At 27.9% G+C, this 23,960-nt stretch carries 19 protein-coding genes; 18 read left to right on the forward strand and 1 reads right to left on the reverse strand.

Features of this window, described 5'->3' with window-relative positions:
* The first annotated feature begins 1 nt into the window (after position 1).
* From rsmB to rpe, 6 genes are read left to right on the forward strand one after another with little or no spacing between them, the layout of a single operon-like run.
* Positions 2-1,282, forward strand: coding sequence for a 16S rRNA (cytosine(967)-C(5))-methyltransferase RsmB (rsmB, locus tag HMPREF2782_RS07090; protein WP_070641832.1), 1,281 nt, complete (start codon positions 2-4; stop codon positions 1,280-1,282).
* The gene (gene rlmN / locus HMPREF2782_RS07095) at positions 1,279-2,310 is read left to right on the forward strand and encodes a dual-specificity RNA methyltransferase RlmN (RefSeq protein WP_070641836.1); all 1,032 of its coding nucleotides are present in this window, start codon (positions 1,279-1,281) and stop codon (positions 2,308-2,310) included. The genes rsmB and rlmN overlap by 4 nt, the downstream gene beginning before the upstream one ends.
* A 2-nt stretch (positions 2,311-2,312) precedes the next feature.
* Positions 2,313-3,041 carry a Stp1/IreP family PP2C-type Ser/Thr phosphatase gene (locus HMPREF2782_RS07100; protein WP_070641838.1) on the forward strand — a complete coding sequence of 243 codons (729 nt, stop codon included), beginning with the start codon at positions 2,313-2,315 and terminating at the stop codon, positions 3,039-3,041.
* A 7-nt stretch (positions 3,042-3,048) separates the two neighbouring features.
* A complete protein-coding gene (gene pknB, locus HMPREF2782_RS07105) occupies positions 3,049-5,052 on the forward strand; it encodes a Stk1 family PASTA domain-containing Ser/Thr kinase (protein ID WP_070641840.1) in 2,004 nt (667 codons plus the stop codon).
* The gene (gene rsgA, locus HMPREF2782_RS07110) at positions 5,049-5,912 is read left to right on the forward strand and encodes a ribosome small subunit-dependent GTPase A (protein ID WP_070641843.1); all 864 of its coding nucleotides are present in this window, start codon (positions 5,049-5,051) and stop codon (positions 5,910-5,912) included. The genes pknB and rsgA overlap by 4 nt, the downstream gene beginning before the upstream one ends.
* Positions 5,906-6,568 (forward strand): ribulose-phosphate 3-epimerase, encoded by a 663-nt coding sequence (gene rpe, locus HMPREF2782_RS07115; RefSeq protein ID WP_019117966.1) that lies wholly within the window; start codon positions 5,906-5,908, stop codon positions 6,566-6,568. The genes rsgA and rpe overlap by 7 nt, the downstream gene beginning before the upstream one ends.
* 95 nt (positions 6,569-6,663) lie before the next feature.
* On the opposite strand, the gene rpmB is transcribed toward rpe, so the two are convergent.
* A complete protein-coding gene (gene rpmB, locus HMPREF2782_RS07120) occupies positions 6,664-6,852 on the reverse strand; it encodes a 50S ribosomal protein L28 (protein ID WP_004812430.1) in 189 nt (62 codons plus the stop codon).
* Positions 6,853-7,015: 163 nt separating this feature from the next.
* On the opposite strand from rpmB, the gene murB reads away from it, so the two are divergent.
* From murB to HMPREF2782_RS07180, 12 genes are all read left to right on the forward strand, one after another.
* Positions 7,016-7,918, forward strand: a complete 903-nt coding sequence (murB, locus tag HMPREF2782_RS07125) for a UDP-N-acetylmuramate dehydrogenase (protein ID WP_070641846.1) — start codon at positions 7,016-7,018, stop codon at positions 7,916-7,918.
* Entirely contained in the window at positions 7,918-8,772 is an 855-nt protein-coding gene (rapZ, locus tag HMPREF2782_RS07130) for an RNase adapter RapZ (protein ID WP_070641849.1), read from the forward strand. The genes murB and rapZ overlap by 1 nt, the downstream gene beginning before the upstream one ends.
* Positions 8,760-9,482 carry a tyrosine-protein phosphatase gene (locus HMPREF2782_RS07135; RefSeq protein WP_070641852.1) on the forward strand — a complete coding sequence of 241 codons (723 nt, stop codon included), beginning with the start codon at positions 8,760-8,762 and terminating at the stop codon, positions 9,480-9,482. The genes rapZ and HMPREF2782_RS07135 overlap by 13 nt, the downstream gene beginning before the upstream one ends.
* An 11-nt stretch (positions 9,483-9,493) precedes the next feature.
* The gene (whiA, locus tag HMPREF2782_RS07140; RefSeq protein ID WP_070641854.1) at positions 9,494-10,411 is read left to right on the forward strand and encodes a DNA-binding protein WhiA; all 918 of its coding nucleotides are present in this window, start codon (positions 9,494-9,496) and stop codon (positions 10,409-10,411) included.
* Positions 10,411-13,860, forward strand: coding sequence for a DNA polymerase III subunit alpha (locus HMPREF2782_RS07145; RefSeq protein WP_070641856.1), 3,450 nt, complete (start codon positions 10,411-10,413; stop codon positions 13,858-13,860). The genes whiA and HMPREF2782_RS07145 overlap by 1 nt, the downstream gene beginning before the upstream one ends.
* 10 nt (positions 13,861-13,870) lie before the next feature.
* Positions 13,871-14,830: a 6-phosphofructokinase gene (gene pfkA / locus HMPREF2782_RS07150; RefSeq protein ID WP_004838572.1), complete on the forward strand. Its 960-nt coding sequence runs from the start codon at positions 13,871-13,873 to the stop codon at positions 14,828-14,830.
* A gap of 20 nt (positions 14,831-14,850) precedes the next feature.
* Complete coding sequence (gene pyk / locus HMPREF2782_RS07155) at positions 14,851-16,623, forward strand: pyruvate kinase (protein WP_070641857.1); 1,773 nt, start codon at positions 14,851-14,853, stop codon at positions 16,621-16,623.
* A complete protein-coding gene (rlmD, locus tag HMPREF2782_RS07160) occupies positions 16,623-17,870 on the forward strand; it encodes a 23S rRNA (uracil(1939)-C(5))-methyltransferase RlmD (RefSeq protein ID WP_070641859.1) in 1,248 nt (415 codons plus the stop codon). The genes pyk and rlmD overlap by 1 nt, the downstream gene beginning before the upstream one ends.
* Before the next feature lie 310 nt (positions 17,871-18,180).
* Positions 18,181-18,768: a type IV toxin-antitoxin system AbiEi family antitoxin domain-containing protein gene (locus tag HMPREF2782_RS07165; RefSeq protein ID WP_070641861.1), complete on the forward strand. Its 588-nt coding sequence runs from the start codon at positions 18,181-18,183 to the stop codon at positions 18,766-18,768.
* Complete coding sequence (locus tag HMPREF2782_RS07170) at positions 18,765-19,607, forward strand: nucleotidyl transferase AbiEii/AbiGii toxin family protein (protein ID WP_070641863.1); 843 nt, start codon at positions 18,765-18,767, stop codon at positions 19,605-19,607. The genes HMPREF2782_RS07165 and HMPREF2782_RS07170 overlap by 4 nt, the downstream gene beginning before the upstream one ends.
* A gap of 382 nt (positions 19,608-19,989) precedes the next feature.
* Complete coding sequence (locus tag HMPREF2782_RS07175; protein WP_070641865.1) at positions 19,990-21,924, forward strand: ATP-dependent nuclease; 1,935 nt, start codon at positions 19,990-19,992, stop codon at positions 21,922-21,924.
* The gene (locus HMPREF2782_RS07180; RefSeq protein WP_070641866.1) at positions 21,905-23,812 is read left to right on the forward strand and encodes a UvrD-helicase domain-containing protein; all 1,908 of its coding nucleotides are present in this window, start codon (positions 21,905-21,907) and stop codon (positions 23,810-23,812) included. Before HMPREF2782_RS07175 ends, HMPREF2782_RS07180 begins: the two co-directional genes overlap by 20 nt.
* Positions 23,813-23,960 lie beyond the last annotated feature (148 nt).

Consider the following 23,960-nt stretch of genomic DNA (forward strand, 5'->3'; position numbering starts at 1 on the left):
TATGGAAGATTTTAAATTAATATTAGATGGACTTTATAGAATTTCCTACAAAAATGAAAAATCTACAGATATTATTAATGAAATAGCAAAAAAAGTAGAAGACATTTCCTATATAACAAAAAACATATATGGAGTTTTGGAAAATAAGTTATATCTTGAGTACATTTTGGCAAAATTGTCAAAAATAAAAGTGAAAAAATTGGACAAAAAAGTAAAACTTATTTTGTTAATTGGAATTTATAATATTCATTTTTTAGATAGAAAAAATTATGCAATAGTAAATGAATTAGTAAATATTACCAAAAAAGTTTCTTTTAAATCAAAATCTTTTGTAAATGCTATTTTAAGATCTTATATAAGAGATGAAAAAAATTTATCAAAAATAAATATAGAAAATGATGAAGAATTTAATTCGATAAAATATTCTATGCCTTTGTGGATTATAAAATATTTGAATGATTCATACGGGAAAGATTATACTCAAAAATTTTTAGAATCTTTGAATAAGGAAAGAAAATTATCTATAAGGATAAATAAAACAAAAATCACAAGAGAAAAATTAAAAAATCTTTTGGAAGATAAGGGATATATTGTAGAAGACTCTTTGATTTCAACTTTAAGCCTTGTAATTAAAAATCCTAAGTCTTTAGCAAGCACAGAAGAATTTAAAAAAGGATTTTTTACAATCCAATCAGAAGCTTCTATAAAAGTTTGTGAGATTCTTAATCCTAAAAAAAATTCAAATATTTTAGATATATGTGCAGCTCCAGGAACAAAGACATCTTTATTAGCTGAGCTTTGCGAAAATTCATCAAAAATAATCGCAAATGATATTTCTTTTAATAAATTATCAAAAATAAATGAAAATATTAAAAGATTAGGACTAAAAAATATAGAAATTACAAATTTTGATGCTAGTATTTTAAAGGAAGAATACAAAGAAAAATTTGATTATATTTTATGCGATTTGCCATGTTCTGGTCTTGGGGTTATGGATAGAAAACCAGAGATAAGATATAATAGGACTATGGAAGATGTTATTAGTCTTTCAAAACTTCAAAAAAATATTTTGGATAAGGCTTTTTTATATTTAAAAACAGGTGGGATTTTGGTATTTTCTACTTGTACAATTGGAAATATTGAAAATAAAGATAATTTCAATTATTTATCCAAGAAAAAAAGACTTAAAAATATAAAAATTAACGGAAAAGATTACTTGGAATTTAATAGTTTTGAAGATAAAACTGATGGATTTTTCTTAACAAAATTTGAAAAGATATGATTATGAAACAAACAATAAATGACAAAACTATCAAAGAATTAGAAGAAATTTTTTTAAATTTAGGATTTCAAAAATTTAGGGCAAAACAAGTTTTTAGGCAAATTCATGTAAATAAAATAAATGATTTTTTTAAAATGACTGATTTGTCAAAAGATATGAGGGAAAAATTAGATCAAATTTTCTATTTTCCAAAGATTAAAATTTTAAAAGAATTTAAATCTAACTTGGATAAAACAAAAAAATATTTATTTGAACTTGATGATAAAAATATTATTGAAGCTGTTTTTATGGAATACAATAATAGAAATACAATTTGTATTTCGTCACAAGTAGGATGCAAAATGGGATGCAAATTTTGTGCATCTACCAAAAATGGGCTTGAAAGATCTTTATTAGCATCTGAAATAATAGAAGAAATTTATCTTTTAGAAAGAGAAAATTCAGATATTAATAATATTGTTGTTATGGGAATAGGAGAGCCTTTAGACAATTTTTCAAATATAGAAAAATTTATTAAAATAATTACAGATGACAATGGAAGAAATTTATCTCACAGAGCAATAACAATTTCTACTGTAGGACTTGTTGATAAAATTTATAAGCTTGCAGATTTGGGATATGATATTAATTTGGCTGTTTCCCTACATTATGCTTTTGATAAAAAAAGAATGGAATATATGCCAAGTGCAAAAAAATATAAAATAAAAGATATTGTTAAAGCTTGTGATTATTATTTTGAAAAAACAAAAAGAAGAATTTCTTATGAATATGTTGTCATAGATGGGGTAAATAATTTAAAAGAAGACATTGATAAATTGGAGAAACTTTTTAAAGGTAAAAATATTCATATAAATCTTATTCCTTTAAATCCAATAGAAGAATTTAAATATTCAAAAACTAAGTCTAATGTAATGGATCAATTTCAAAAAAAATTATCAACTAGGGGTTTAAATGCAACTATAAGAAGATCAATGGGCTCAGATATTGATGCATCATGTGGACAACTTAGAAATAACTATGCGAGGTAGAAATGAAATTTAGTACTATTTCAAATATCGGCAAAGTAAGAAGCGAAAATCAGGATTATTATGGAAATCTTGATTTGGGAAATTATAGTTTTTTTATTGTAGCCGATGGTATGGGTGGATATAATGGAGGAGAAATTGCTTCAAAACTTGCAGCAAAATATTATTTAGAATATATAAAAAATTCTAATATTAAAGATTTTTCTTCTATTATTGACTTGCAAGAAGAAGCTTTACAAAATGCAAATGATAAAATTTTTTCTTTATCAAAATCATACGAAGAATATGCAAATATGGGAACAACTGTAGTTTGTGTTTGCATAGATTATGAAAAAAAATCTTATCATATAACACACATTGGAGATTCTCGATGCTACATATATTCAGATAAAAAATTACAACTTATAACTAGAGATCATTCTTTGGTAAATGATCTTATAGATTCAGGCTCTCTTACAGAAGATGAAGCAGAAAATTTTGCAAATAAGTCTACTATAACAAGAGCAGTTGGAGTAGGAAGTAAAATAAGACCAGATTCTAGGTCTTTGGATATGAAAGATAGTGATATAATGCTTATGGTTACTGACGGTTTGACAAATGAAGTTAGTGATGTAGAAATAGAAGCTATTATTGCCAATAATTCTACAGCTGATAAAATTTCATCAAGCCTAGTTGATTTGGCGATAAAAAATGGTGGACATGATAATATCACTGTAACTACAATTTTGATTTGAGGTAAGTATGGACAATATTATTTTAGGTAATAGGTATAAATTGCAAGATCTTATTGGTGTAGGAGGAATGGCAAAAGTTTATAAGGCGACTGATAGACTTCTACAAAGAGATGTAGCAATAAAAATTTTAAAAGATCAATATGCTGAAGATGAAGAATTTGTAAAGAAATTTTCTAATGAAGCTTTATCAGCAGCAAGACTTACACATGTAAATATTGTAAGTGTTTATGATATAGGCGAAGATTTAATTGAAGGCAAAAAAATTCATTATATAGTAATGGAATATGTTGAAGGAGAAACGCTAAAAGATAAAATTGATAGGGAAAAAAATCTATCTAATCATGATATAGTAGATTATTCAATTCAAATTGCCCAAGCACTTAATCAAGCTCATTCATCAAATATTATTCACAGAGATATAAAACCACAAAATATTTTGATGGATAAATATGGCTTATTAAAAGTTACAGATTTTGGGATAGCTAGAGTTTCTACAAATGCAACTATAACTTACACATCATCAATTTTGGGTACAGTTCATTATATTTCTCCAGAACAAGCCAAGGGCAAATTTGTTGATGAAAAATCAGATTTATATTCTCTTGGGGTTGTTATGTATGAAATGGCAACTGGTAAAGTTCCATTTGATGCGGATAATTCAGTTGGAATTGCAGTTATGCATATCCAAGATGAACCAGAAAGCCCAATCAAATTAAATGAAAATTTATCTCCAAGATTAAATGACATAATAATGAAACTTCTTCAAAAAGATCCACAAGAAAGATTTAAAAGTGCTAAAGAATTAATTAGGGCATTAGAAGATAATTCTTATGATATAGGATATTTCAAAAAAGAAGATACAGCAAAAATTCAAAAACCAAAAGATGAAATACAAGAAACATCTTTTATTCCTGTAGTTGAAAATAAAAAGAAAAAACAAAAACCAAAAAAAGAAGAAAATGAAGCTGTATATGTAACACCAACTGATGATTCGGATAAAAAATCTGAAAAAAAATCAAATAAAAGAAAGATTTTGCCATTTGTTTTGATGCTACTTGCAGTTATTGCGGCTGGATATTTTTATGCAAAATCAAAAGATTCAGACATGGTACAAGTGCCTACAGTTATAAATTTAAGTGAAGGAGAAGCTGTAGAAATTTTGGAAGAAAAAAATCTAAAGGCGAATGTATCTCGCTATGCAAATAGTTCTAATTACGAAAAAGGCAAGGTAATGGAACAAGATCCTAGTCCAAAAACAAAAGTTAAGAAAAACACAACTATAAATCTTGTTATAAGCCAAGGAAAAGAAGTTAAAGTTCCAAATCTTTCTGGCTTAACTTTAGATCAAGCTGAAGAAAAATTAAAAGAACATGATCTAGAATTGGGAAAAACAAATACAGAATATAGCGATAAGGTTGAAAAAGATAAAATTATTGAACAAGATCCTGAAAAAAATGAAAAAGTTCAAGCAGGTAGTGAAGTTGATGTTACAATAAGTTTGGGAAAAGAAGAACCTGAAGTTAAAAATGTAAAAGTTCCTTATTTTATAGGCTCATACGAAAAAGACGCAATCAATGTTGCAAAAGATGCAAATCTTACAGTTGAAAATATTTCTTATGAATATTCAGACGATTATAAAAAAGGAATTGTAATTGAACAATCTATTTCTGCTGGCACTCAAGTTGCTGAAGGCTCTAAAATTGATTTTGTTGTCTCAAATGGAAAAGATCCAAATAAAGATGACAGCAATGAAGAAAATCAAAATAAGCAAAAGCAAGTAAATGTAAAATTTACAATAAAAGGACCTCAAGATAAAGATAGTTTTAATGTGAAAGTTTACAAAATATCTGATAGTAACCAAAGAACAGATCTTTTATATAATGAAAATCATAGTTCATCAGAGCTTGATTCTAGTGGAAATATTAATTTAGATTTTAAATCTGTTGTAGGTACTAAAGTTGAGATTTTAGTAGATGATAAGTCTCAAGGAGTTTATGAAGTAAACAGATGATTGGTAAAATAATAAAATCACAAAAAGAAATATATTATGTTCTAACTGAACTTGATACTTTTATGTGCAAGGCTAGGGGAGTTTTTAGAAAAAAAAATATAAAACCTCTGGTTGGAGATAATGTAGAATTTGATGTTACAGAAAATTCTAAAGGCTATATTACAAAAATTTTAGATAGAAAAAATGAAATTAAAAGACCAAACATAGCAAATATTGACCAAATTTTATATTTTATTACTATAAAAAATCCTAGCCTTAATCTTTTTAATATTGATAAGTACCTAGCTATGTGTGAACATATAAATATTGATGTAGTAATAATAGTTTCCAAAAAAGATTTGGCAGATGAAAAAGATTTAGAATTTATAAAAATGTATGAAAAAATAGGTTATAAATTGGTTTTTATTGACAATTATAATGATTTTCCTAAAAATGAAATTTTAAAAATTTTGGATGGAAAAACTTCTGCTGTTTCTGGATCATCTGGTGTCGGCAAATCTACTTTTTTAAATAATCTTGTAGAAGATGAAATAGAAATCGGCACGATTTCAGAAAAATCTAAGAGAGGAAAAAATACAACTAGACATATTGAGATTTTTAATTTAGGAAAAAATACAAATATTTTTGATACACCTGGCTTTGATAGTTTTGATATTGATTTTATTGATGATGAAAAAGATTTAAAATATTGTTTTAAAGAATTTGATAATAATTCTTGTAAATTTAATAATTGTAATCATATCAATGAACCAAAGTGTAAAGTAAAAGATGATCTTTTAAAAGGATTTGTTGAAAAAACTAGGTATGAAAATTATTTGTTGTTGTTTGAAGAAATAAAAAAAAGGAGACAAACATGGTAGAGATAGCCCCATCACTTTTATCAGCAAATTTTTCTAATTTGCAAAAAGATTTAGACGAATTGAAAAAATCTAATATTAAATATCTTCATATTGATGTAATGGATGGGAAATTTGTCCCAAATATTTCTTTTGGTTTTCCTATAATAAAAGCGATTAGAAAAGATAATGATTTTGTTTTTGATACTCACTTGATGATTGAAGAGCCTATAAGATATATTGAAAATTTTAAAAAATGTGGATCTGATATAGTTACAATTCATTATGAAGCTTGCTCTAATTTGGATGAAACTATTGAAAAAATCAAATCTTTTGGTATGAAAGTTGGTCTTACTTTTAAACCAAAAACTGATATAAATAAAATTATTCCATATTTAGAAAAAATTGATTTGTGTCTTATTATGAGCGTTGAACCAGGTTTTGGCGGTCAATCTTTTATGGAAGATTCTTTAGAAAAAATCAAAAAAATCAGAGCACTTATCGATGAAAAAAATTTATCTTGCCTTATTGAAGTCGATGGGGGAATTAAAGATTTTAATTTAAAAAAAGTAATTGATGCAGGTGTTGATTTGGTTGTAAGTGGTTCTGATATTTTTTCTAATAATGAAAATTCAATTTCTAGACAAGTTGAAAAATATAAAAAAATAATAAATGAATAAAAAAATAAAAAATCTCTTTTGAAATTATTATTTTATAATTTCGAAAGAGATTTTTTTAATGAAAAAATAGTGCTTATAGCACTATAAAATTCTTATTAAGCTTTTTCTACTTTTCCGCTTTTTATACATTTAGTACAAACGTTGATTGTTTTTACGCTTCCATTAATTTTAGCTCTTAATTTATGAACGTTTGGTTTAAAGTTTCTATTTAGTCTTCTATGTGAGAAAGTAACTTTGTTACCAAATTTTGTACCTTTTCCACAGATATCACATTCTCTTGCCATACTTTACACCTCCAATGTCTTAGAAATATCTTAGTTATTATATCAAATTTATATTAAATTTTCAAATATAATCGCTACTTGCTATTATATAGAAAAACAGACAAAAAATCAAATAAGAGTATAATAAAAATAGATTTTAGTATGTAGTTAGCAAGGAGGCTTTATGGATTATAAGTCATTGTATGAAAATAAAGATTTTGGAATTATTAAATTTGATGGACAATTAAAAAATTATACAAATTTTGGCATTGGTGGAAAAGCTGATGTTTTGATAGAAGTAAAAGAAGAATATCAACTTGTAGATTTGATTAAGTTTAATAAAAAAAATAATATAGAAACAACTATAATTGGTAACGGAACAAATATTTTGGTTACGGATAAAGGAATTAGGGGTTGTGTTATAATTATTTCTAAAAATTATGACAGAATTTCTCTTGATGGAAATTTGTTGAGAGTAAGTGCAGGAGCTCTTCTTTCAAAGGCTAGTAAATTTTCTTTTGAAAATTCTTTAACTGGCATGGAAGAAGTTTCTGGAATTCCTGGAAGCGTTGGTGGAGCTGTTGCTATGAATGCAGGAGCCTATGGCGTTGAGATGAAAGATATAATTAAAAGTGTAAGATTAGTTTCTAAAACTGGGGAAATTTTAGAAGTTTCTAATGAGGATATGGATTTTTCTTATAGACATTCTAAGGTTTTTGATGATGATTTGGTTGTTTCTGAGGCGATTTTTGAATTAAAAAAAGATGATAAAGAAAAAATCTATGAAAAATATGAGGATTTTACAAATAGAAGGGTTACAAAACAACCTCTTGATAAAAAATCTGCAGGCTCTACTTTCAAAAGACCTGTAGGCTCTTTCGCATCAAAATTAATTGATGAATGTGGTTTGAAAGGTTATAGAAAAGGCGATTGTCAAGTTAGCGAAAAACATTGTGGATTTTTAATTAATAATGGCAATGCAAGTTATGAGGAAATGATTAATTTTATTGAGGAAGTTGCAAGTATTGTTTTTGAAAAAACTGGTTTTAAACTAGAAAGGGAAGTTAAAGTCATAGGAGAAAAATAGTGAAGGTAAAAATAATAACAGGACTTAGTGGCTCTGGAAAATCGACAGCTCTTAGAATTTTTGAAGATCTTGATTATTATGCTATGGATAATGTTCCTGCAAGACTTTTGGAAAGTTTTATAAAATTAAATAAACAGCAGGAAAAACCAATAGACAAGCTTGCTTGTGTTGTTGATTTTAGGTCTATAAAAGTTGATAAAAATTTGGTAGAAAATCTGGAAAATCTAAAAAAAATAAACGAAGATACTAAAATAATTTATCTTACAAGTCAAGATGAATCAATTTTAAAAAGATATAATGAACTAAGACGCCCTCATCCTTTGGGTTCTTTTGGAGATGTAAAAGATGGACTTATAAAGGAAAAAAGAGAATTGAAAAAAATTAAGGAAATGGCAGATATTATAATTGATACAAGCTCTTATAATAACAAGGATTTAAAAAAAGTTCTCCTTAATTTTTCTGAAAATAAAGAAAACTTTATTATAAATTTATTTTCTTTTGGATATAAAAATGGTCTTAGCCTTGATGTTGATGTAGTATTTGATTTGAGATTTTTGCCAAATCCTTTTTATATAAAAGATTTAAAGCACCTAAATGGTACTGACGAAAAACTGCAAGAATATCTTGATGGGTTTGAAATTGCAAATGACTTTAAAAATTTGGTGTATGAGAATTTGTTAAAGCTTATTCCATATTTTATAAAAGAGGGCAAAAACTCAATTTCTATTGGATTTGGTTGCACAGGAGGTCAACACAGGTCAGTTTATATGTGTGAAAAAATTTATGAAAAACTCAAGGATAGCGATTATATAGTTGTGAGAAAACACAGGGATAGGGAAAAATGGAAAAAATAAAATATTTAAAAATTTTACCATTTGAAAATATAAAAAATGCTAGAAACTTGGGAGGCTATCCAACCATTGATGGGGAAATTACTTCTTGGAACTCTTTTATTAGAAGTGCAAATCTTGATTCTTGTACAAAAAAGGATTTGGATTTATTGAAAGATTTAAATGTATCAACAATAATTGATTTAAGACGTGATGACGAAATCAAATATCATTATGAAAAAATCAAAATTTTAAAAGAAAAATTTTCCCATTACAATGTATCGCTTTCTCCAAGGCCAATGCGCCAAGAAGAAATCCAAAGATTAATAGAAAAAAAGGATACAATAGGAAAATCTTATATTACATTAATTGATAATTTTCCTGCTATAAAAAAGATTTTTGAAATAATGGCAAATGCTGATGGAAGTGTGCTTTTTCATTGCCAAGAAGGTAAAGATAGAACTGGAATTATTTCTATGATTTTATTTGGACTTGTAGGAGTTTTTAGGACAGATATTATGGCTGACTATGAAATTTCTTCTGCTAATTTGGGTTACGTAGATAGGTATGGACAAGATGAAAATGAAGCAGTTTTTAGGATAACTTCTCCATACAACATAAAAGAAGCCATGGAATATATAGAAAGAAAATATGGAACTTATGATGCATACTTAGAATATGCAGGTGTTGAAAAGAAAATTATAGAAAAAATTAAAGAAAAAATGATTGAATAGAGAGTGATTTGATGTCTTTTTCAAAAAGATGTAAAAAAGAAATATTAAAAAAAGAGCCTGATTATAAAGAGATTGATATGGAATTATTAGCCTACTTTTATTTTCAAGGCTCTATTAGGATAGTGAATAATTCTTACCAAATTTTATTTAAGGCTAGTGAGAACATAGAAGCAAGATATATTTACAAGATTATAAAAGAAAAATATACCTATTCTCCAGCTATGGAAATCCAAAATAAAAGAAAATTTTCAAAAGATAGGTCTTATGTTGTTTTGGTAGAAGATAGTGAAGTGGCAGATGAAATTTTAGCCCTTGCAGATTCTTATAGCTTATATGAATTTGAAAATTTTTATGAAAATATCAAAAGTAGGGATGAAAAAAAGATTATTTTAAAATTGGCATTTTTGCTTAAAGGCTCAATCAATGATCCCTATAGGGGCTATAATCTTGAAATAAATGTTCAACAAAAAGAAGAAGCACTTTTGATAGGAAAAATTATGGAAGAATTTTCTATAAATCCAAAATTAAATTTGAGAAATGATTCTTATTGTGTTTACATAAAAGATTCTGATAAAATTTCAGATTTTTTGGCTTTAATTGGAGCAAATAAATCACTTTTTGATTTAGAAAATGTAAGGGCAATGAAGTCTATTAGAAATGACATAAATAGGCAAACAAATTTCGACAAGGCAAATATTGATAGGACTGTAAAAGCAGCCTTTAGGCAAGTTGATGCAATAAATAAATTGAAAGAAAAAAATATTTTAGAAAATCAAGCAGAAGATTTGCAAAAAATTGCCGAATTAAGGCTTGCCTATCCTTATATTTCTCTTGAAGAATTGGGCAAAATGATGACGCCAGTCCTTTCAAAAGCTAAGGTTAATTACAGACTCCAAAAACTTATAAAACTTGCAGAAAGTGAGGAATGATGACAAATAATTTTACCCACCTCCACCTTCATACAGAATATTCACTTTTAGATGGTTTTACAAAAATTGATAAATTGATGGAAAAGCTAAAAGAATTTGGAATGGATTCTTGCGCAATAACAGATCATGGAAATATGTATGGGGTCATAGAATTTTATAAAAAATGCCAAGCTAATAATATCAAACCAATAATTGGCTGTGAAGTTTATATTTGTGAAAATGATTATAAAATAAAAACTCCCCAAAATAAAAGATATTACCATCTTATCCTTTTGGCAAAAAATAATAATGGCTATAAAAATCTTTTGAAAATTGTTTCAAAAGCTTACACACAAGGATATTATTACAAGCCAAGAATAGATTTTGAAGTTTTAAAAGAATACAAAGAAGATTTGATAGGTCTTTCGGCTTGCTTAAATGGAGAAATTAATCAAAGAATTTTAGAAAATGATATAGAAAAAGCATATTCTACAGCCGAAAAATATCTTGATTTATTTGGCAAAGAAAATTTTTATTTGGAAGTACAATATCACGGTTTAAAAGAACAAAAAAAAGTTAATGAAGTATTACTTCAAATTCACAAAGATTTGGCAATAGAATTAGTATGTACAAATGATGTTCATTATGTTGAAAAAAATGATGCCTTTTATCAAGATGTTTTATCATGTATCCAAACAGGTTCTTTATTAGAAGATGAAAATAGGATGAAAATGCCTGTTGATGAATTTTATCTAAAAGATTCTCAAATGATGGAAGAAATTTTTAAAGATTTTCCAAGAGCTTTTGAAAATACACAAAAAATTTCTGCTATGTGCAATGTTAGCCTAGAATTTCATAATCCCCACCTACCATATTTTACAAAACTTCCAAAAGATACAACAAATCTTGAATATCTAAAAATTCTAGTAAAAGAAGGTCTTATAAAAAAATACAAAAATTTAGATGAAAAAATTATAAAAAGAGCAAAAAAAGAAATCGACGTAATAAATAACATGGGTTATGTAGATTATTTTTTGATTGTTTGGGATTTTGTAAAATATGCCAAAGATAATAAGATTGCGGTAGGACCTGGTAGGGGATCAGCAGCAGGTTCAATTGTATCTTATGCTCTCGATATTACACAAATTGATCCTTTAAAATATGATTTGCTTTTTGAAAGATTTTTAAATCCAGAAAGAGTTTCAATGCCTGATATTGATATAGATTTTTGCTATGAAAATAGGGATAGGGTAGTTGAATATGTATATGAACTTTACGGACGAGATCATGTTTCGCAAATAGTAACTTTTGGTAGGATGCAGGCAAGAAATGCCATAAGAGATGTGGGAAGGGTTATGAATATTTCCTACAATAAGGTTGATAAAATAGCAAAATTAATTCCTCAAGCAATAGGAATGACAATCGATAAAGCTCTTGATTCTACTGAAAAGTTAGCTTACGAATATCAAAATGATGTTGAAACAAAAAGAATGATAGATACTGCAAGAAATATCGAAGCCTTACCAAGGCATACATCAATCCATGCAGCAGGAGTTGTTATAAGCAAGGAAATTTTAACAGATATTGTTCCACTTGCTTTATCAAACGATCAGATAGTTACCCAATTTAATATGACAGAAATTGAAGAATTGGGTTTGTTAAAGATGGATTTTTTGGGACTTAGAAATCTTACAGTAATTCAAGATACAATAAAGGATATAAAGAAAAATAAAGATATAGATATTGATCTTGGAGCAATTGATGAAAATAATCCAAAAGTAATAAGTCAATTTACCAAGGCTGAAACAGTTGGGATTTTTCAATTTGAATCAGCTGGTATGAGAAATTTTCTTAAAAATTTAAAACCAACAAGATTTGATGATTTGGTTGCGGCAAATTCACTTTTTAGACCAGGACCAATGGATCAAATTCCAAATTATATAAAAAACAAAATAAATCCACAAAATATATCCTACATAGATGATGCCCTAAAACCAATTCTTGAAGTAACTTATGGCATAATTGTATACCAAGAGCAAGTTATGCAAATTGTACAAAAACTTGCTGGATTTTCACTTGGGGAAGCTGACAATCTAAGACGAGCTATGAGCAAAAAGAAAATGAGCGTAATGGAAGCGAATAGGGAAATATTTGTTCATGGCAAGAAAAATCAAAATGGAGAATACGAAGTAAAAGGTTGTGTAAATAATGGTATTTCAGAAATTAATGCCAATAAGATATACGATGAAATGATTTCTTTTGCAAAATACGCCTTTAACAAATCTCACTCAGCGGCTTATTCCTTAGTAGCTATTCAAACTGCATTTTTGAAATATTATTTTAAAGAAGAATACATGGCAAATCTATTGACTTCAATTATGGGCAACTCTTCTAAAGTTTATTTATATATTTCAGAGGCAAAAAGACTTGGAATAAAAATTGTTCCACCAAATATAAATAAATCAAAAAGAAGATTTGTAGCAAGTGAAAATGAAATAGTATTTGGTCTTTCAGCTATAAAAAATGTTGGAGAAAATTTAATAGATTTAATTGTTAATTTAAGAAAAGAGAAAAATTTTAAAAGCTTTAAAGATTTTCTAGAAAGAATTGAGGCAAATGATCCAACAGTTTTAAATAAAAAAGCTTTGGAATCTCTTATAAAAGCTGGAGTTTTTGACTGTCTAGGATACAAAAGATCAGAGCTTATGGCAGTCCACGAAACAGCTCTCCAATCAATTCATGATAATGAGAAAGTGAATTTAAAAGGTCAAATGAATTTACTTGATTTTGACCAAAACAAAGAAGAAATAATTGATGACATAAAATTTCCGCCAGTTAATGAATATAAAAATAAGCAAAAATTAAAATTAGAAAAGGAAGTTTTAGGTTTTTATATTTCAGATCATCCCTTAAATTCTTTAGGAAATAATTTAAAAAATTATGTAAATTTTACAACGGAAATTTTAAATGAGCTAAGACCAGTAGATTTAGATAAATTTGACAATAAAAGTGTAAGGATGGCAGGAATTATTACAAATAAATCTGAAACCATGACAAAAAAAAGTACTTTAATGGCATTTTGTTCTTTGGAAGATATGTCTGGATCAATAGAAATGATAATTTTTCCAAATATTTATAAAGATGTAAAAAATATTATTGAAAATGATACACTTGTGATGGTTAGTGGAAATCTACAATCTAGTGATGATGAATTGAAATTGATTGTATCAAATATAAAAGAAATTGATGAAAATTCTTTTAAAAATTTGTATATAAAAATGGAATATGTAAGGTATAATAAAATACGAAAAGATCTAATGAGTAACCATGGTAGCACACCAGTGATAATTTATTTTTCTGACAAAAAAAAGACAGTCAAACTTGATAAAAGCTTGTGGATTGACCAAAATTCAGATATAATAAATTATCTGAAGTTGAAACTTGGGAAGGATAATGTTAAATTAATTTAAAGGAGAAACAATGAAAACAATAGGTATACTTACTAGTGGTGGCGATGCACCGGGAATGAATTCAGCGATTAGAGCTGCAGTAAGAACAGCCCTAAACAACGGAATGAGAGTCAAAGGAATAAGAAATGGATATGACGGGTTGATGAAAGGCGATATTTATGAAATGAATGTTTCATCGGTTGCCGATATTATCCATAAAGGTGGTACAATTCTTGGAACTGCAAGATCAACTGAGTTTAAAAATGCAGAAGGTCAAAAAAGAGGAGCTCAAATTCTTAAAGATTATGGAATCGAAGGACTAATCGTAATTGGTGGAGATGGTTCTTTTAAAGGAGCAAAGGCTCTTAGTGATTTGGGAATAAAAACCATAGGAATTCCGGGCACAATTGATAATGATATGGGCTATACAGATTTTACAATAGGATTTTTTACTGCAATTGAAACAGTAACTGATGCTATTGGGAAATTAAGAGATACTTCATCATCTCACGGAAGAGCAGTTGTAATAGAAGTTATGGGACGTAATTGTGGAGATTTAGCTTTATTTTCAGGACTTGCAGGTGGAGCAGAATCAATCATAGTTCCAGAACACAAATTCTCAATTGATGAAATAGTTGAAAAAGTAAATCATGGAAGAAAAAGAGGAAAATTACACCATCTTATAGTTCTTGCCGAAGGAGTTGGCAATCCATATACTGTTGCAAAAGAAGTTGAAGAAAGAAGTGGAGTTGAAACAAAAGTTACAGTTCTAGGCCACGTTCAAAGAGGAGGCTCTCCATCTTCAGCTGATAGATTATTAGGTTCTATTATGGGAGCAACAGCAGCAGAATTATTAAACGAAGAAAAAACAAATATAGCTTTGGGTTATACAAATGGAAAAATAAATCAAGTTAGCATAGATGAAGCAGTATCAATGAATTCTGATTTTAATGAAGATCTTTACAGACTTGCTAACAAATTATCTAAATAGGAATAAGTGGAGGATAAGTTATGAAACCAGATATATTAAAGAAAACCAAAATTGTATGTACAATAGGACCAGCTTCACAATCTCCAGAAGTTTTGGAGCAATTGATTAAAAATGGAATGAATGTTGCAAGATTAAATTTCTCACATGGATCTCATGAGGAACATCTTGAAAAAATTAAAACTATAAAAAGAATAAGAAGAAAATTAAATGTTCCTTTGGGACTTATGCTTGATACAAAAGGTCCAGAAATTAGAATTGGAAAATTTGAAGAAAAGGAATATTTCTTGAAACCAGATGATATTTTTACACTAACAACTAGAAATATTGTTGGAAACAAAGATATTGTATCAGTTTCATACGAAGGCTTACCACAAGATGTAGAAAAAGGCTCAATAATTTCAGTAGATGATGGTTTAATTCAACTTGAAGTAATTGAAATTAAAGATGGAACAGAAATAGTTTGTAGAGTACAAAATAATGGAGTAATTTCTAATAACAAAGGAGTAAATCTTCCAGGAAGAGTTACAAACCTACCATCAATCACACCAAAAGATGTGGATGATATTAAATTTGGAATTGAAAACGGCATTGACATGATAGCAGCATCTTTTGTTAGAAAAAAAGAAGACATTTATGATATAAGAAAAGTCCTTGAAGATCATGGCGGAGAAGATATTTTGATTATATCAAAAATAGAATCTCAAGAAGGTGTAGATAATGCTGATGAAATAATCGAAGCGAGCGATGGAATTATGGTTGCAAGAGGAGATTTGGGAGTAGAAATTAGAACAGAGCTTATACCTCTTGTGCAAAAAGAAATTATCAGAAAATGTAATAAGGCTGCAAAACCAGTAATTACAGCTACACAAATGCTAGATTCAATGCAAAGAAATCCAAGACCTACAAGAGCAGAAACAACTGACGTTGCAAATGCAATTATAGATGGAACAGATTGTGTAATGCTTTCAGGAGAAACAGCAGCAGGAAAATATCCAGTAGAAGCCGTTAAAACTATGAGAGATATTTGTATTACAACAGAATTATCAGACGATTTCGAAGAAAATATTTATCAAACAGAAATAGATAGAAAAATTACAACAACAAACGCAATTTCAAAATCAACTTGTACAATAGCAAGTCAATTGAGAGCAAAAGCTATAATTACTTGTACAGCATCAGGAAATACAGCAAAGGCAGTTTCTAAATTTAGACCAAGGACAAATATAATTGCATGTACAATAGATGAAAAAGTTGCAAGAAGATTGTCAGTGTCATGGGGAGTATATCCAATAATTGTAGATACAGCTTATGAAACAGACGAATTAATTGAAAGAGCAATAGTTGGAGCATTAAAAGAAAATTATGTACAAGAAGGAGATTTGACAGTTTTAACTGCAGGAATTCCACTTGGAGTTTCAGGAACATCAAATTTAATTAAAGTTCACGTAATAGGAGATATAATTGCAAACGGAACAGGAGTTGGAAACAAATCCGTTTCAGCAAAAGTTGTAGTTGGTTCAACAAAAGAAGAACTTGAAGGAAAATTTGAAGACGGCGATATAATCATTGCAAAATATACCGACAAAGATATAAACGAATTTATGGAAAGATCTTCAGGAGTTATTGCAGAAAATGGAGGACTAACAAGCCATACAGCAGTTGTAGCAATCCACTTTGGAATTCCAGCAATACTTGGAGTAAAAAACATTACAAACCTATTAGAAGATGGAGATACAATAACACTTGATCCACTTGGAGGAATAATCTACAAGGGAGAAGCAAAGGTATTATAATGGAAATAAAAAATATCAAAATAATTGATATTCTACAAGACGGTAGGGCAGTTGCAAAAACACAAAGCAAAACTGCCTTTATAGAAGGCGCAATTTACGGAGAAGTTTGCAATATAAAAGTAAATAATGAAAAAAAGAATTTCTTTGAAGCAGAAAAAACAAAAACTTTAGAGAAATCCCCCTACCTTAGAAAACCACCATGTCCATATTATTATGAATGTGGTGGTTGTTCTATTATGGATATAAATTATAAAAGTCAAATAAAATTAAAGAAAAATTTAATAAAAAATGCCCTATTAAAATCAGCAAAAATAAAAATTGATGATATAGAAATACTAGAAGGAGAAGAATTTGGATATAGAAATAAAATTAGGTTACAAATAAATAAGAACGGGAAACTTGCCTATAATAAAAAGTATTCCAATGACCTAGTAGAAATAAAAGATTGCCTTTTAGCAAAAGATTTAATAAGAAAAAATCTAGAAAAAATAGAAGAAATCACAAAAGAAATTACAAAAAAATATCCAGATAGCCTAGAAGAAATAACAATAAGAGCAAACGACAAAGAAATTCTTTTAAATATAAAAATTAAAGACGAAAAAATAATCCCATATATAAAAAATCAATACAAAAATTCAACTTATAACATAAACCTAATAAATAAAAAAGAAACAATAAATATTTCAGGCAAAAATCATCTTGTTTATAATCTTTTAGGGAAAAAATTTAAAATTACTATGAACGATTTTTACCAAGTAAATGATTATATGACAGAAAAATTATACAAAACAGCCAAAGATTTTCTAGGAGAAAATCAAAAAGTCCTAGATCTATTTTGTGGCTCAGCAACAAGCTCAATCGCCATAAACGATGACAATGTTGTAGGGATAGAAATAAACAAAAACGCCATAAAAGATGCAAAAGAAAACGCAAAAGAAAATGACCTAAAAGATTATAAATTCATAGCAAAAAATGCAAACTACATAGACGATAAATTTATAAAAAAAGAAAAAATAGACGCAATAGTAGTAGACCCACCAAGACGAGGATTAGATAAAGAGATAATAAAAACTATAGCAAAAACAAAAATAAAAAAAATAGTCTACATATCCTGCAACCCACAAACGCTAGCAAGAGATATAAAAAGATTCCAAGAAAAGGGATATAACTTAGAAAAAATCAAGGGATGTGATATGTTTTCAGAGACTATGCATGTGGAGACTATAGCGTTGATACAAAAGATGTAAATATAGAAATCCTGCATTTTAAGCAGTTTTATAAGCATTTTGTCTTCGATAAAGATGAAGAAGGATACATCAAAAAGACTCAAAAAAACTACATGGATGTAAGAGTTGTTTTGCAACTGGTATGAGGAAACACAAAAAATATAATTAACTCATTTTGTACTTTCTACAAGAGTAGCTTAAAAAGCTGCTCTTTTTTATTGAAGGGAGTAAGGAATTGTACATCCTTTTCAAAATACAAAACTCTCATAGCCAACTTTACATATTCGCTTTTATAACATATAATAAAAGCGTAAATGAGAGGAGGCGGACTATGAATACACTTAAAGAATATATACAAGAAAATTTAGTAATCACCAACAAAGAAGCAGAAGAACTTGGATATAGCAGGCATAATTTATCGGAATTAACAAAAAGCGGACAATTAGAAAGATTAAGACCAGGCCTATATCAATTAAAAGGAAAAGTAATAGACGATTTTATTTTAATATCATCAAACAGTAATCGAATTATATTTTCCCATCAAACAGCCCTATATCTACATGACCTATCAGATAGGACCCCAAATGTATTTCATATATCTGTACCCCAAGGCTACAATGCCAGCCATATCAAAAAGAGGTACGAAGATCTACAAGTTCACTATGTAAAAAAAGACCTATACGAAATTGGAAAGACAGAAATAAAATCACCACAAGGCAACCTTATTCCAGTTTACGATATAGATCGAACAATTTGCGATATCATAATCGAAAGAGAAAAAATAGATAAACAGATTTTTACAGAAGCCTTAAAAAGATACTTTAAATCAACAAATAAAAATCTAAGACGACTCATAAAATACAGTAGACTATTTAAAATAGAAGATGAAATTAGAAAATACATGGAGGTATTATCGTGATTAATATCGAGAGTATAAAGGGAAAGATAAGGAGCTTGGCAGAGAAGAAAAATCTAAAGTCGCAAGAAGTTCTTCAAATATATTTTTTCGAAAGATTTTTAGAAAGGCTATCTAAATCAAAGTACAAAAATAATTTTGTAATAAAGGGAGGATTCTTAATATCTTCCTTAATTGGTATTGAAAATAGAACAACTATGGACATGGACACAACCATAAAAGGCATAGCCCTAAAAGAAGAGAAAATAAAAGACATTGTAGAAGAAATTATAAATATCAATGTAGAAGATGGAATAAGATTTGAAATAAAAGACATCTCTTATATAAGAGAAGAAGATGAGTACGAAAACTTTAGAATTTCACTAATAGCAAATGTTGGGAAAACTAAAAACCCAATGAAACTAGACTTAACAACAGGAGATGCAATAACACCAAGGGAAATAGAATATACCTATCCCTGTATCTTTAGCAAAGAAAATATAAAAATAATGGCATACCCATTAGAAACAATTCTCGCAGAAAAATATGAAACCATAATCAGAAAAAATATAACAACAACACGAATGAGAGACTTTTATGATCTATACACCCTCTACAAACTAAAAAAAGATGATATAGATTATAAAATTTTAAAAGAAGCAATAGAAAGAATTTCCGACAAAAGAGTAAGTGATGAGATAATGCAAGACTATGACGAAATAATTGAAGGTATAAAAGAAGATTCATACCTAAGATCATTGTGGGAAGTATACCTCAATGAAAATAAGTATATTGGTGATCTGACCTTTGATAAGGTAGATGGTGTAGTTACAATTTTATCGAATAGAATTAGTGAGATGTAATTTAACAGACACTGTCTGGGAAATTGTAGAATTGAGAATGAGGAGTAGAATTAATATTCTTTTGTTTAATCTAAATGTTCTTTTAAAGAGAATGTTTTTATATTAAACGGACCTCTAATGGTATAATATAATAAATATTAGTTTTCAACGTTGAATACACAGAGAACTTTTAGCTATAGAAGATTATTCTAAAAAACTGATAGATTTGGATATGACAAATTTTGAGCTAATGCAAAATCGGAAGTTAGTATAAGTACTTTTATAAAATGAAGAATTTAAAAGATATAACTACGGATGTTTTGCTTAGGATATTTTATTTCTGGGATAGTTGTATTTAGGAAATAGTTGAATGCATTATGGAAAATAAATAGGAGTATTGGATATGTATTTATCAGAATTAAAAATTAAAAACTTTAGATGTTTTGATGATGGTGATTATGTAATTAAGTTTAATAATGGACTTAATGTTTTAGTTGGAGAGAATGATTCGGGTAAATCAGCAATAATAGATGCTATAAGATATGTACTAGGAACTACTGACATGAGCTGGAACAAATTAACTCCAGAAGATTTTTATAACGAAGACACGTCTTTAGAAATTGATATAGTATGCAAATTTCAAGGTTTAAATATAGAGGAAAGGTCAGCATTCTTAGAATGCCTTACTTACGAGGGAGAAAATGAAAAAAATGAATGTTTATATATAAATTGGAAAGCTAGGTATTTAAATACATATAATCCACCTAGAGCTTTAACTAGAATTACAACAGGATATAGTGGATCTGGAAATAATATTTCTCAAGAAGCTAGAGAACTGTTGAGGACAACTTATTTACATGCTTTAAGAGATGCTTATAGCGAAATGCGTTCTGGAAAAAATTCGAGGTTATCGAGAGTTATGCAAAATATTTCAAGTATCGATACTGGAAACGATAGTTATAATTATGGTGATAATTTAGATAAACTTTCTTTATTAGGAATTGCAAATTTATCAAATTATTTATTATCTAATCATAAAGCTTTGAGAGAAATTAATTTAGAAATGACTAAAATTATAAAAGAAAAAATGTTACTTGAAACTGATACCTTTAATACTACGCTGGAAGTTGCTGGATCAAATTTAAATGACAAAAGAAAAGTAATGTCATTACTAGAAAAATTAGATTTGGCAGTTGATAAAGATAGTAGTAGTTTAATGGGAAAAGTTGGTTTAGGAACTAGTAATTTGATGAGTATGGCTTGTGAACTTCTGTTACATAAAGATTCAAAGAATAATAATAAACCATGTTTTTTATTGATTGAAGAACCAGAAGCGCATATTCATGCTCAAAGGCAATTAAAATTAATTCAGTCTCTTGAAGATGATTCTGAAACTAATAATATACAAGTGATAATGACGACCCATTCACCTTTGCTAGCATCTGTTATAAAGCTATCAAATATTATTATTGTTAAAAAGGGAAGAACGTACTCATTATCAAAAGAATATACTAATTTATGTGAAGATGATTACGTTTATTTAGAAAAATATTTAGACGCAACAAAATCCAATCTTTTTTTTGCAAGAAGTGTAGTGATTGTTGAAGGACCAGGAGAAGCTCTGTTATTACCAACTATAGCAAAGTTACTGGGTTGTAGCTTTACTAATTATGGTGTTTCTTTAATTGATGTTCGAAGTACGGGTTTAAGAAGATATGCAAGAATTTTTCAAAGGCAAAATGATAAAGAATTATTGGATATTCATGTTTCTTGCATTACAGATAGAGATATTATGCCTGATTGTGCTCCACATATTTGTATAAATGAAAACTTCAATAATATTGAAAATTGGCCGGACAAGAAGATACGTAATTGGAGAGTAGAATCTGATTTTTCAGATGATGAAAAATGTAGATATTTATCGAATATAGAATCTAAAGCAAGTGGTCAAAGTGTTAAAACTTTTATTTCAGAACATTGGACTTTAGAGTATGATTTTGCATATGAAGGATTGCAAGATAAGAAAATGACTAAAATATTAACAACCTCTCTTATTAATGTGAGTTATAAGCCAATAAACAGAGATGTAAAAAATAAAGAGCTAAATAATATGCTTAATAGTTATAAAACAATAGAGGAAAAGGCTTCATATTTTTACAGTTATTTTACTTCAAAAAAAGCATCTAAAGCAGATTTTGCGCAAGAACTTTCAATAAATTTAGAAAAAGAATATTCAGATAAAGATAGTAATGAAATTGCAAGAGTAATTCCTAAATATCTGATAGAAGCAATAAAATATGTTACAAATGGAGCAAAGTATGAGAAGTATATTAAATGATTTGGAAATAACATCTCAAGACATTGAATGGATTACAAGAGTAATTGGTAACAAAATAAAGTTTGACGAATCAAGGATTGAAATAATTAAAAATATGCAATCTGTTGATATACAAGCATTTCCAGGAAGTGGAAAAACAACAATATTGATTTCAAAATTAGCAATACTTGCTAAAAAATGGAAATATTCAACGCGTGGTATTTGTGTATTATCACATACTAATGTAGCAAGAGAAGAGATAGAACGGAGGTTAGGAAATACAGAAGTAGGTCAAAAAATTTTATTGTACCCACACTTTATAGGAACTTTTCATTCTTTTTTTGATACTTTTGTCACTATACCATGGTTAAAATCAAGCGGATATAAAATAAACATTATTGATAGTGAAATGGTGACGAGGTATAGATGGAAAAAGATTCCGTATAAAACTAAATTGTATTTACAAAAACAGTATAAAAATGAAAAGATATGCGAGTACAAAGGCGATATTGGTAAAATAGATTGGGATAAGAATGGAAAAACGAAAGAAATTATTCTATCTATTATTGAAGATACTCAAAAAGATGGATACTTTACATTTGGAGAAATGTTACTTTTTGCTAAAAAAATATTGAATGAAAATAGAAATATTGCGAAATCAATGCAGCATAGGTTTCCTATTTTATTTATCGATGAAGCACAAGATACAGATGAGTCTCAATGGGAGCTATTAAATATGACATTTGGGAATGATTCTAATGTTGTTATGCAATGTTATGGTGATATGAATCAGGCTATATATAACAGTGTATCTATTAAGAACAATTCTAATTATTTCCCTAGAAATGCTCCACTATTATTGAAAGAAAGTAAGAGATTCAATCATAAAATCGCAGAATTAGCTAATTCAGTAGCAGTATCGGAAGAAAGAATGAGTGGGACTGATAATGATTTTTCTGATAGTATAAAAAATACTATATTTCTATTTGAAAAAGATAGTATTAATAAAGTTATTGATGAATTTGGGAGATTGGTTTTAAATTCTTTTACAGACGATGAGATAAAACAATACGATAAAGATGGAATACATGTAATAGGTATGATACATGATAAAAAAGAAGAAACAACAGAAAAGCAATTTCCAAAAGGTATATATGATTATTGGACAGATTATAGATTTTGCTCGGATAATAAATATAAAAATCCCAATTATATAATTACTTATCTTAGAAGAGGAAATAAAGCATTTAATTATTCTGGAGAAAATGAAGAACGAATAGAATATATATGTAAAGGAATCGTAAAACTAATAAACAATATAAATGGTACTATCAAAATATACGATAAAGGGAACTTATTTAATTCAATGCTAAAGGAATTACAAGAAGACAAAACAAAAATATTTAGAAATAAGATGTTGGATTTGATAAGTTGTATCAATGATTTATCAGAAGGCAACTGGGCAAATATATTAAATAAAATTCAGAGTATAATTAATTTGTTTTTTGATCAAGAAAAAAGTATTGAAGGGCTTGAATGTGTTAAATGGGTTGAAGATGAGATTGATATAAAAAATGAAAAAAATGTTATATATAAATACGTTGACAATGAAAAGAATAGAAGTGTAGATATGATATTTGGTAGTATTCACTCGGTAAAAGGGAAAACGCATTTAGCCACACTTGTTGTTGAAACATATATGAGAAAACATAATATAAAGTCAATAAACAATTATTTATATGGAGGAAAATCTAATATTAATAAAACTATGGAGAAAAGATTAAAATGTCAATATGTTGCATTGTCAAGAGCCAGAGGATTGGTTTGTATGGCTATCCCAAATGATTCTATAAATAACGATATTAAAGACGGATTACAAAAGGATGGATGGAATATAGTTAATGTATAAATAAATGGATTTTTAATTCTATATAAATTTAGAGAATTTCTAATAATTCTGTTGTAGTTAATCGTTAATTCGGCGAAGTAAACTCTTTTATGAGAGCATTCTTTTTTTATTTTTCATAAATCTATTTGCCATTTTATTCTCCTTTATA

It is taken from the genome of Anaerococcus sp. HMSC068A02, from assembly GCF_001811125.1.
GTDB lineage: Bacteria > Bacillota > Clostridia > Tissierellales > Peptoniphilaceae > Anaerococcus > Anaerococcus vaginalis_C.

Excerpts from the sequence above, each read along its gene's own strand:
- rsgA (WP_070641843.1), top strand. The coding sequence starts at position 5,049 with ATGATTGGTAAAATAATAAAATCACAAAAAGAAATATATTATGTTCTA.
- HMPREF2782_RS07165 (WP_070641861.1), top strand. The coding sequence starts at position 18,181 with ATGAATACACTTAAAGAATATATACAAGAAAATTTAGTAATCACCAAC.
- rpmB (WP_004812430.1), bottom strand. The coding sequence starts at position 6,852 with ATGGCAAGAGAATGTGATATCTGTGGAAAAGGTACAAAATTTGGTAAC.
- rlmD (WP_070641859.1), top strand. The coding sequence starts at position 16,623 with ATGGAAATAAAAAATATCAAAATAATTGATATTCTACAAGACGGTAGG.
- rsmB (WP_070641832.1), top strand. The coding sequence starts at position 2 with ATGGAAGATTTTAAATTAATATTAGATGGACTTTATAGAATTTCCTAC.
- HMPREF2782_RS07135 (WP_070641852.1), top strand. The coding sequence starts at position 8,760 with ATGGAAAAAATAAAATATTTAAAAATTTTACCATTTGAAAATATAAAA.
- rpe (WP_019117966.1), top strand. The coding sequence starts at position 5,906 with ATGGTAGAGATAGCCCCATCACTTTTATCAGCAAATTTTTCTAATTTG.
- pfkA (WP_004838572.1), top strand. The coding sequence starts at position 13,871 with ATGAAAACAATAGGTATACTTACTAGTGGTGGCGATGCACCGGGAATG.
- HMPREF2782_RS07175 (WP_070641865.1), top strand. The coding sequence starts at position 19,990 with ATGTATTTATCAGAATTAAAAATTAAAAACTTTAGATGTTTTGATGAT.
- whiA (WP_070641854.1), top strand. The coding sequence starts at position 9,494 with ATGTCTTTTTCAAAAAGATGTAAAAAAGAAATATTAAAAAAAGAGCCT.
- murB (WP_070641846.1), top strand. The coding sequence starts at position 7,016 with ATGGATTATAAGTCATTGTATGAAAATAAAGATTTTGGAATTATTAAA.
- HMPREF2782_RS07100 (WP_070641838.1), top strand. The coding sequence starts at position 2,313 with ATGAAATTTAGTACTATTTCAAATATCGGCAAAGTAAGAAGCGAAAAT.
- HMPREF2782_RS07180 (WP_070641866.1), top strand. The coding sequence starts at position 21,905 with ATGAGAAGTATATTAAATGATTTGGAAATAACATCTCAAGACATTGAA.
- pyk (WP_070641857.1), top strand. The coding sequence starts at position 14,851 with ATGAAACCAGATATATTAAAGAAAACCAAAATTGTATGTACAATAGGA.
- rlmN (WP_070641836.1), top strand. The coding sequence starts at position 1,279 with ATGATTATGAAACAAACAATAAATGACAAAACTATCAAAGAATTAGAA.
- pknB (WP_070641840.1), top strand. The coding sequence starts at position 3,049 with ATGGACAATATTATTTTAGGTAATAGGTATAAATTGCAAGATCTTATT.
- HMPREF2782_RS07145 (WP_070641856.1), top strand. The coding sequence starts at position 10,411 with ATGACAAATAATTTTACCCACCTCCACCTTCATACAGAATATTCACTT.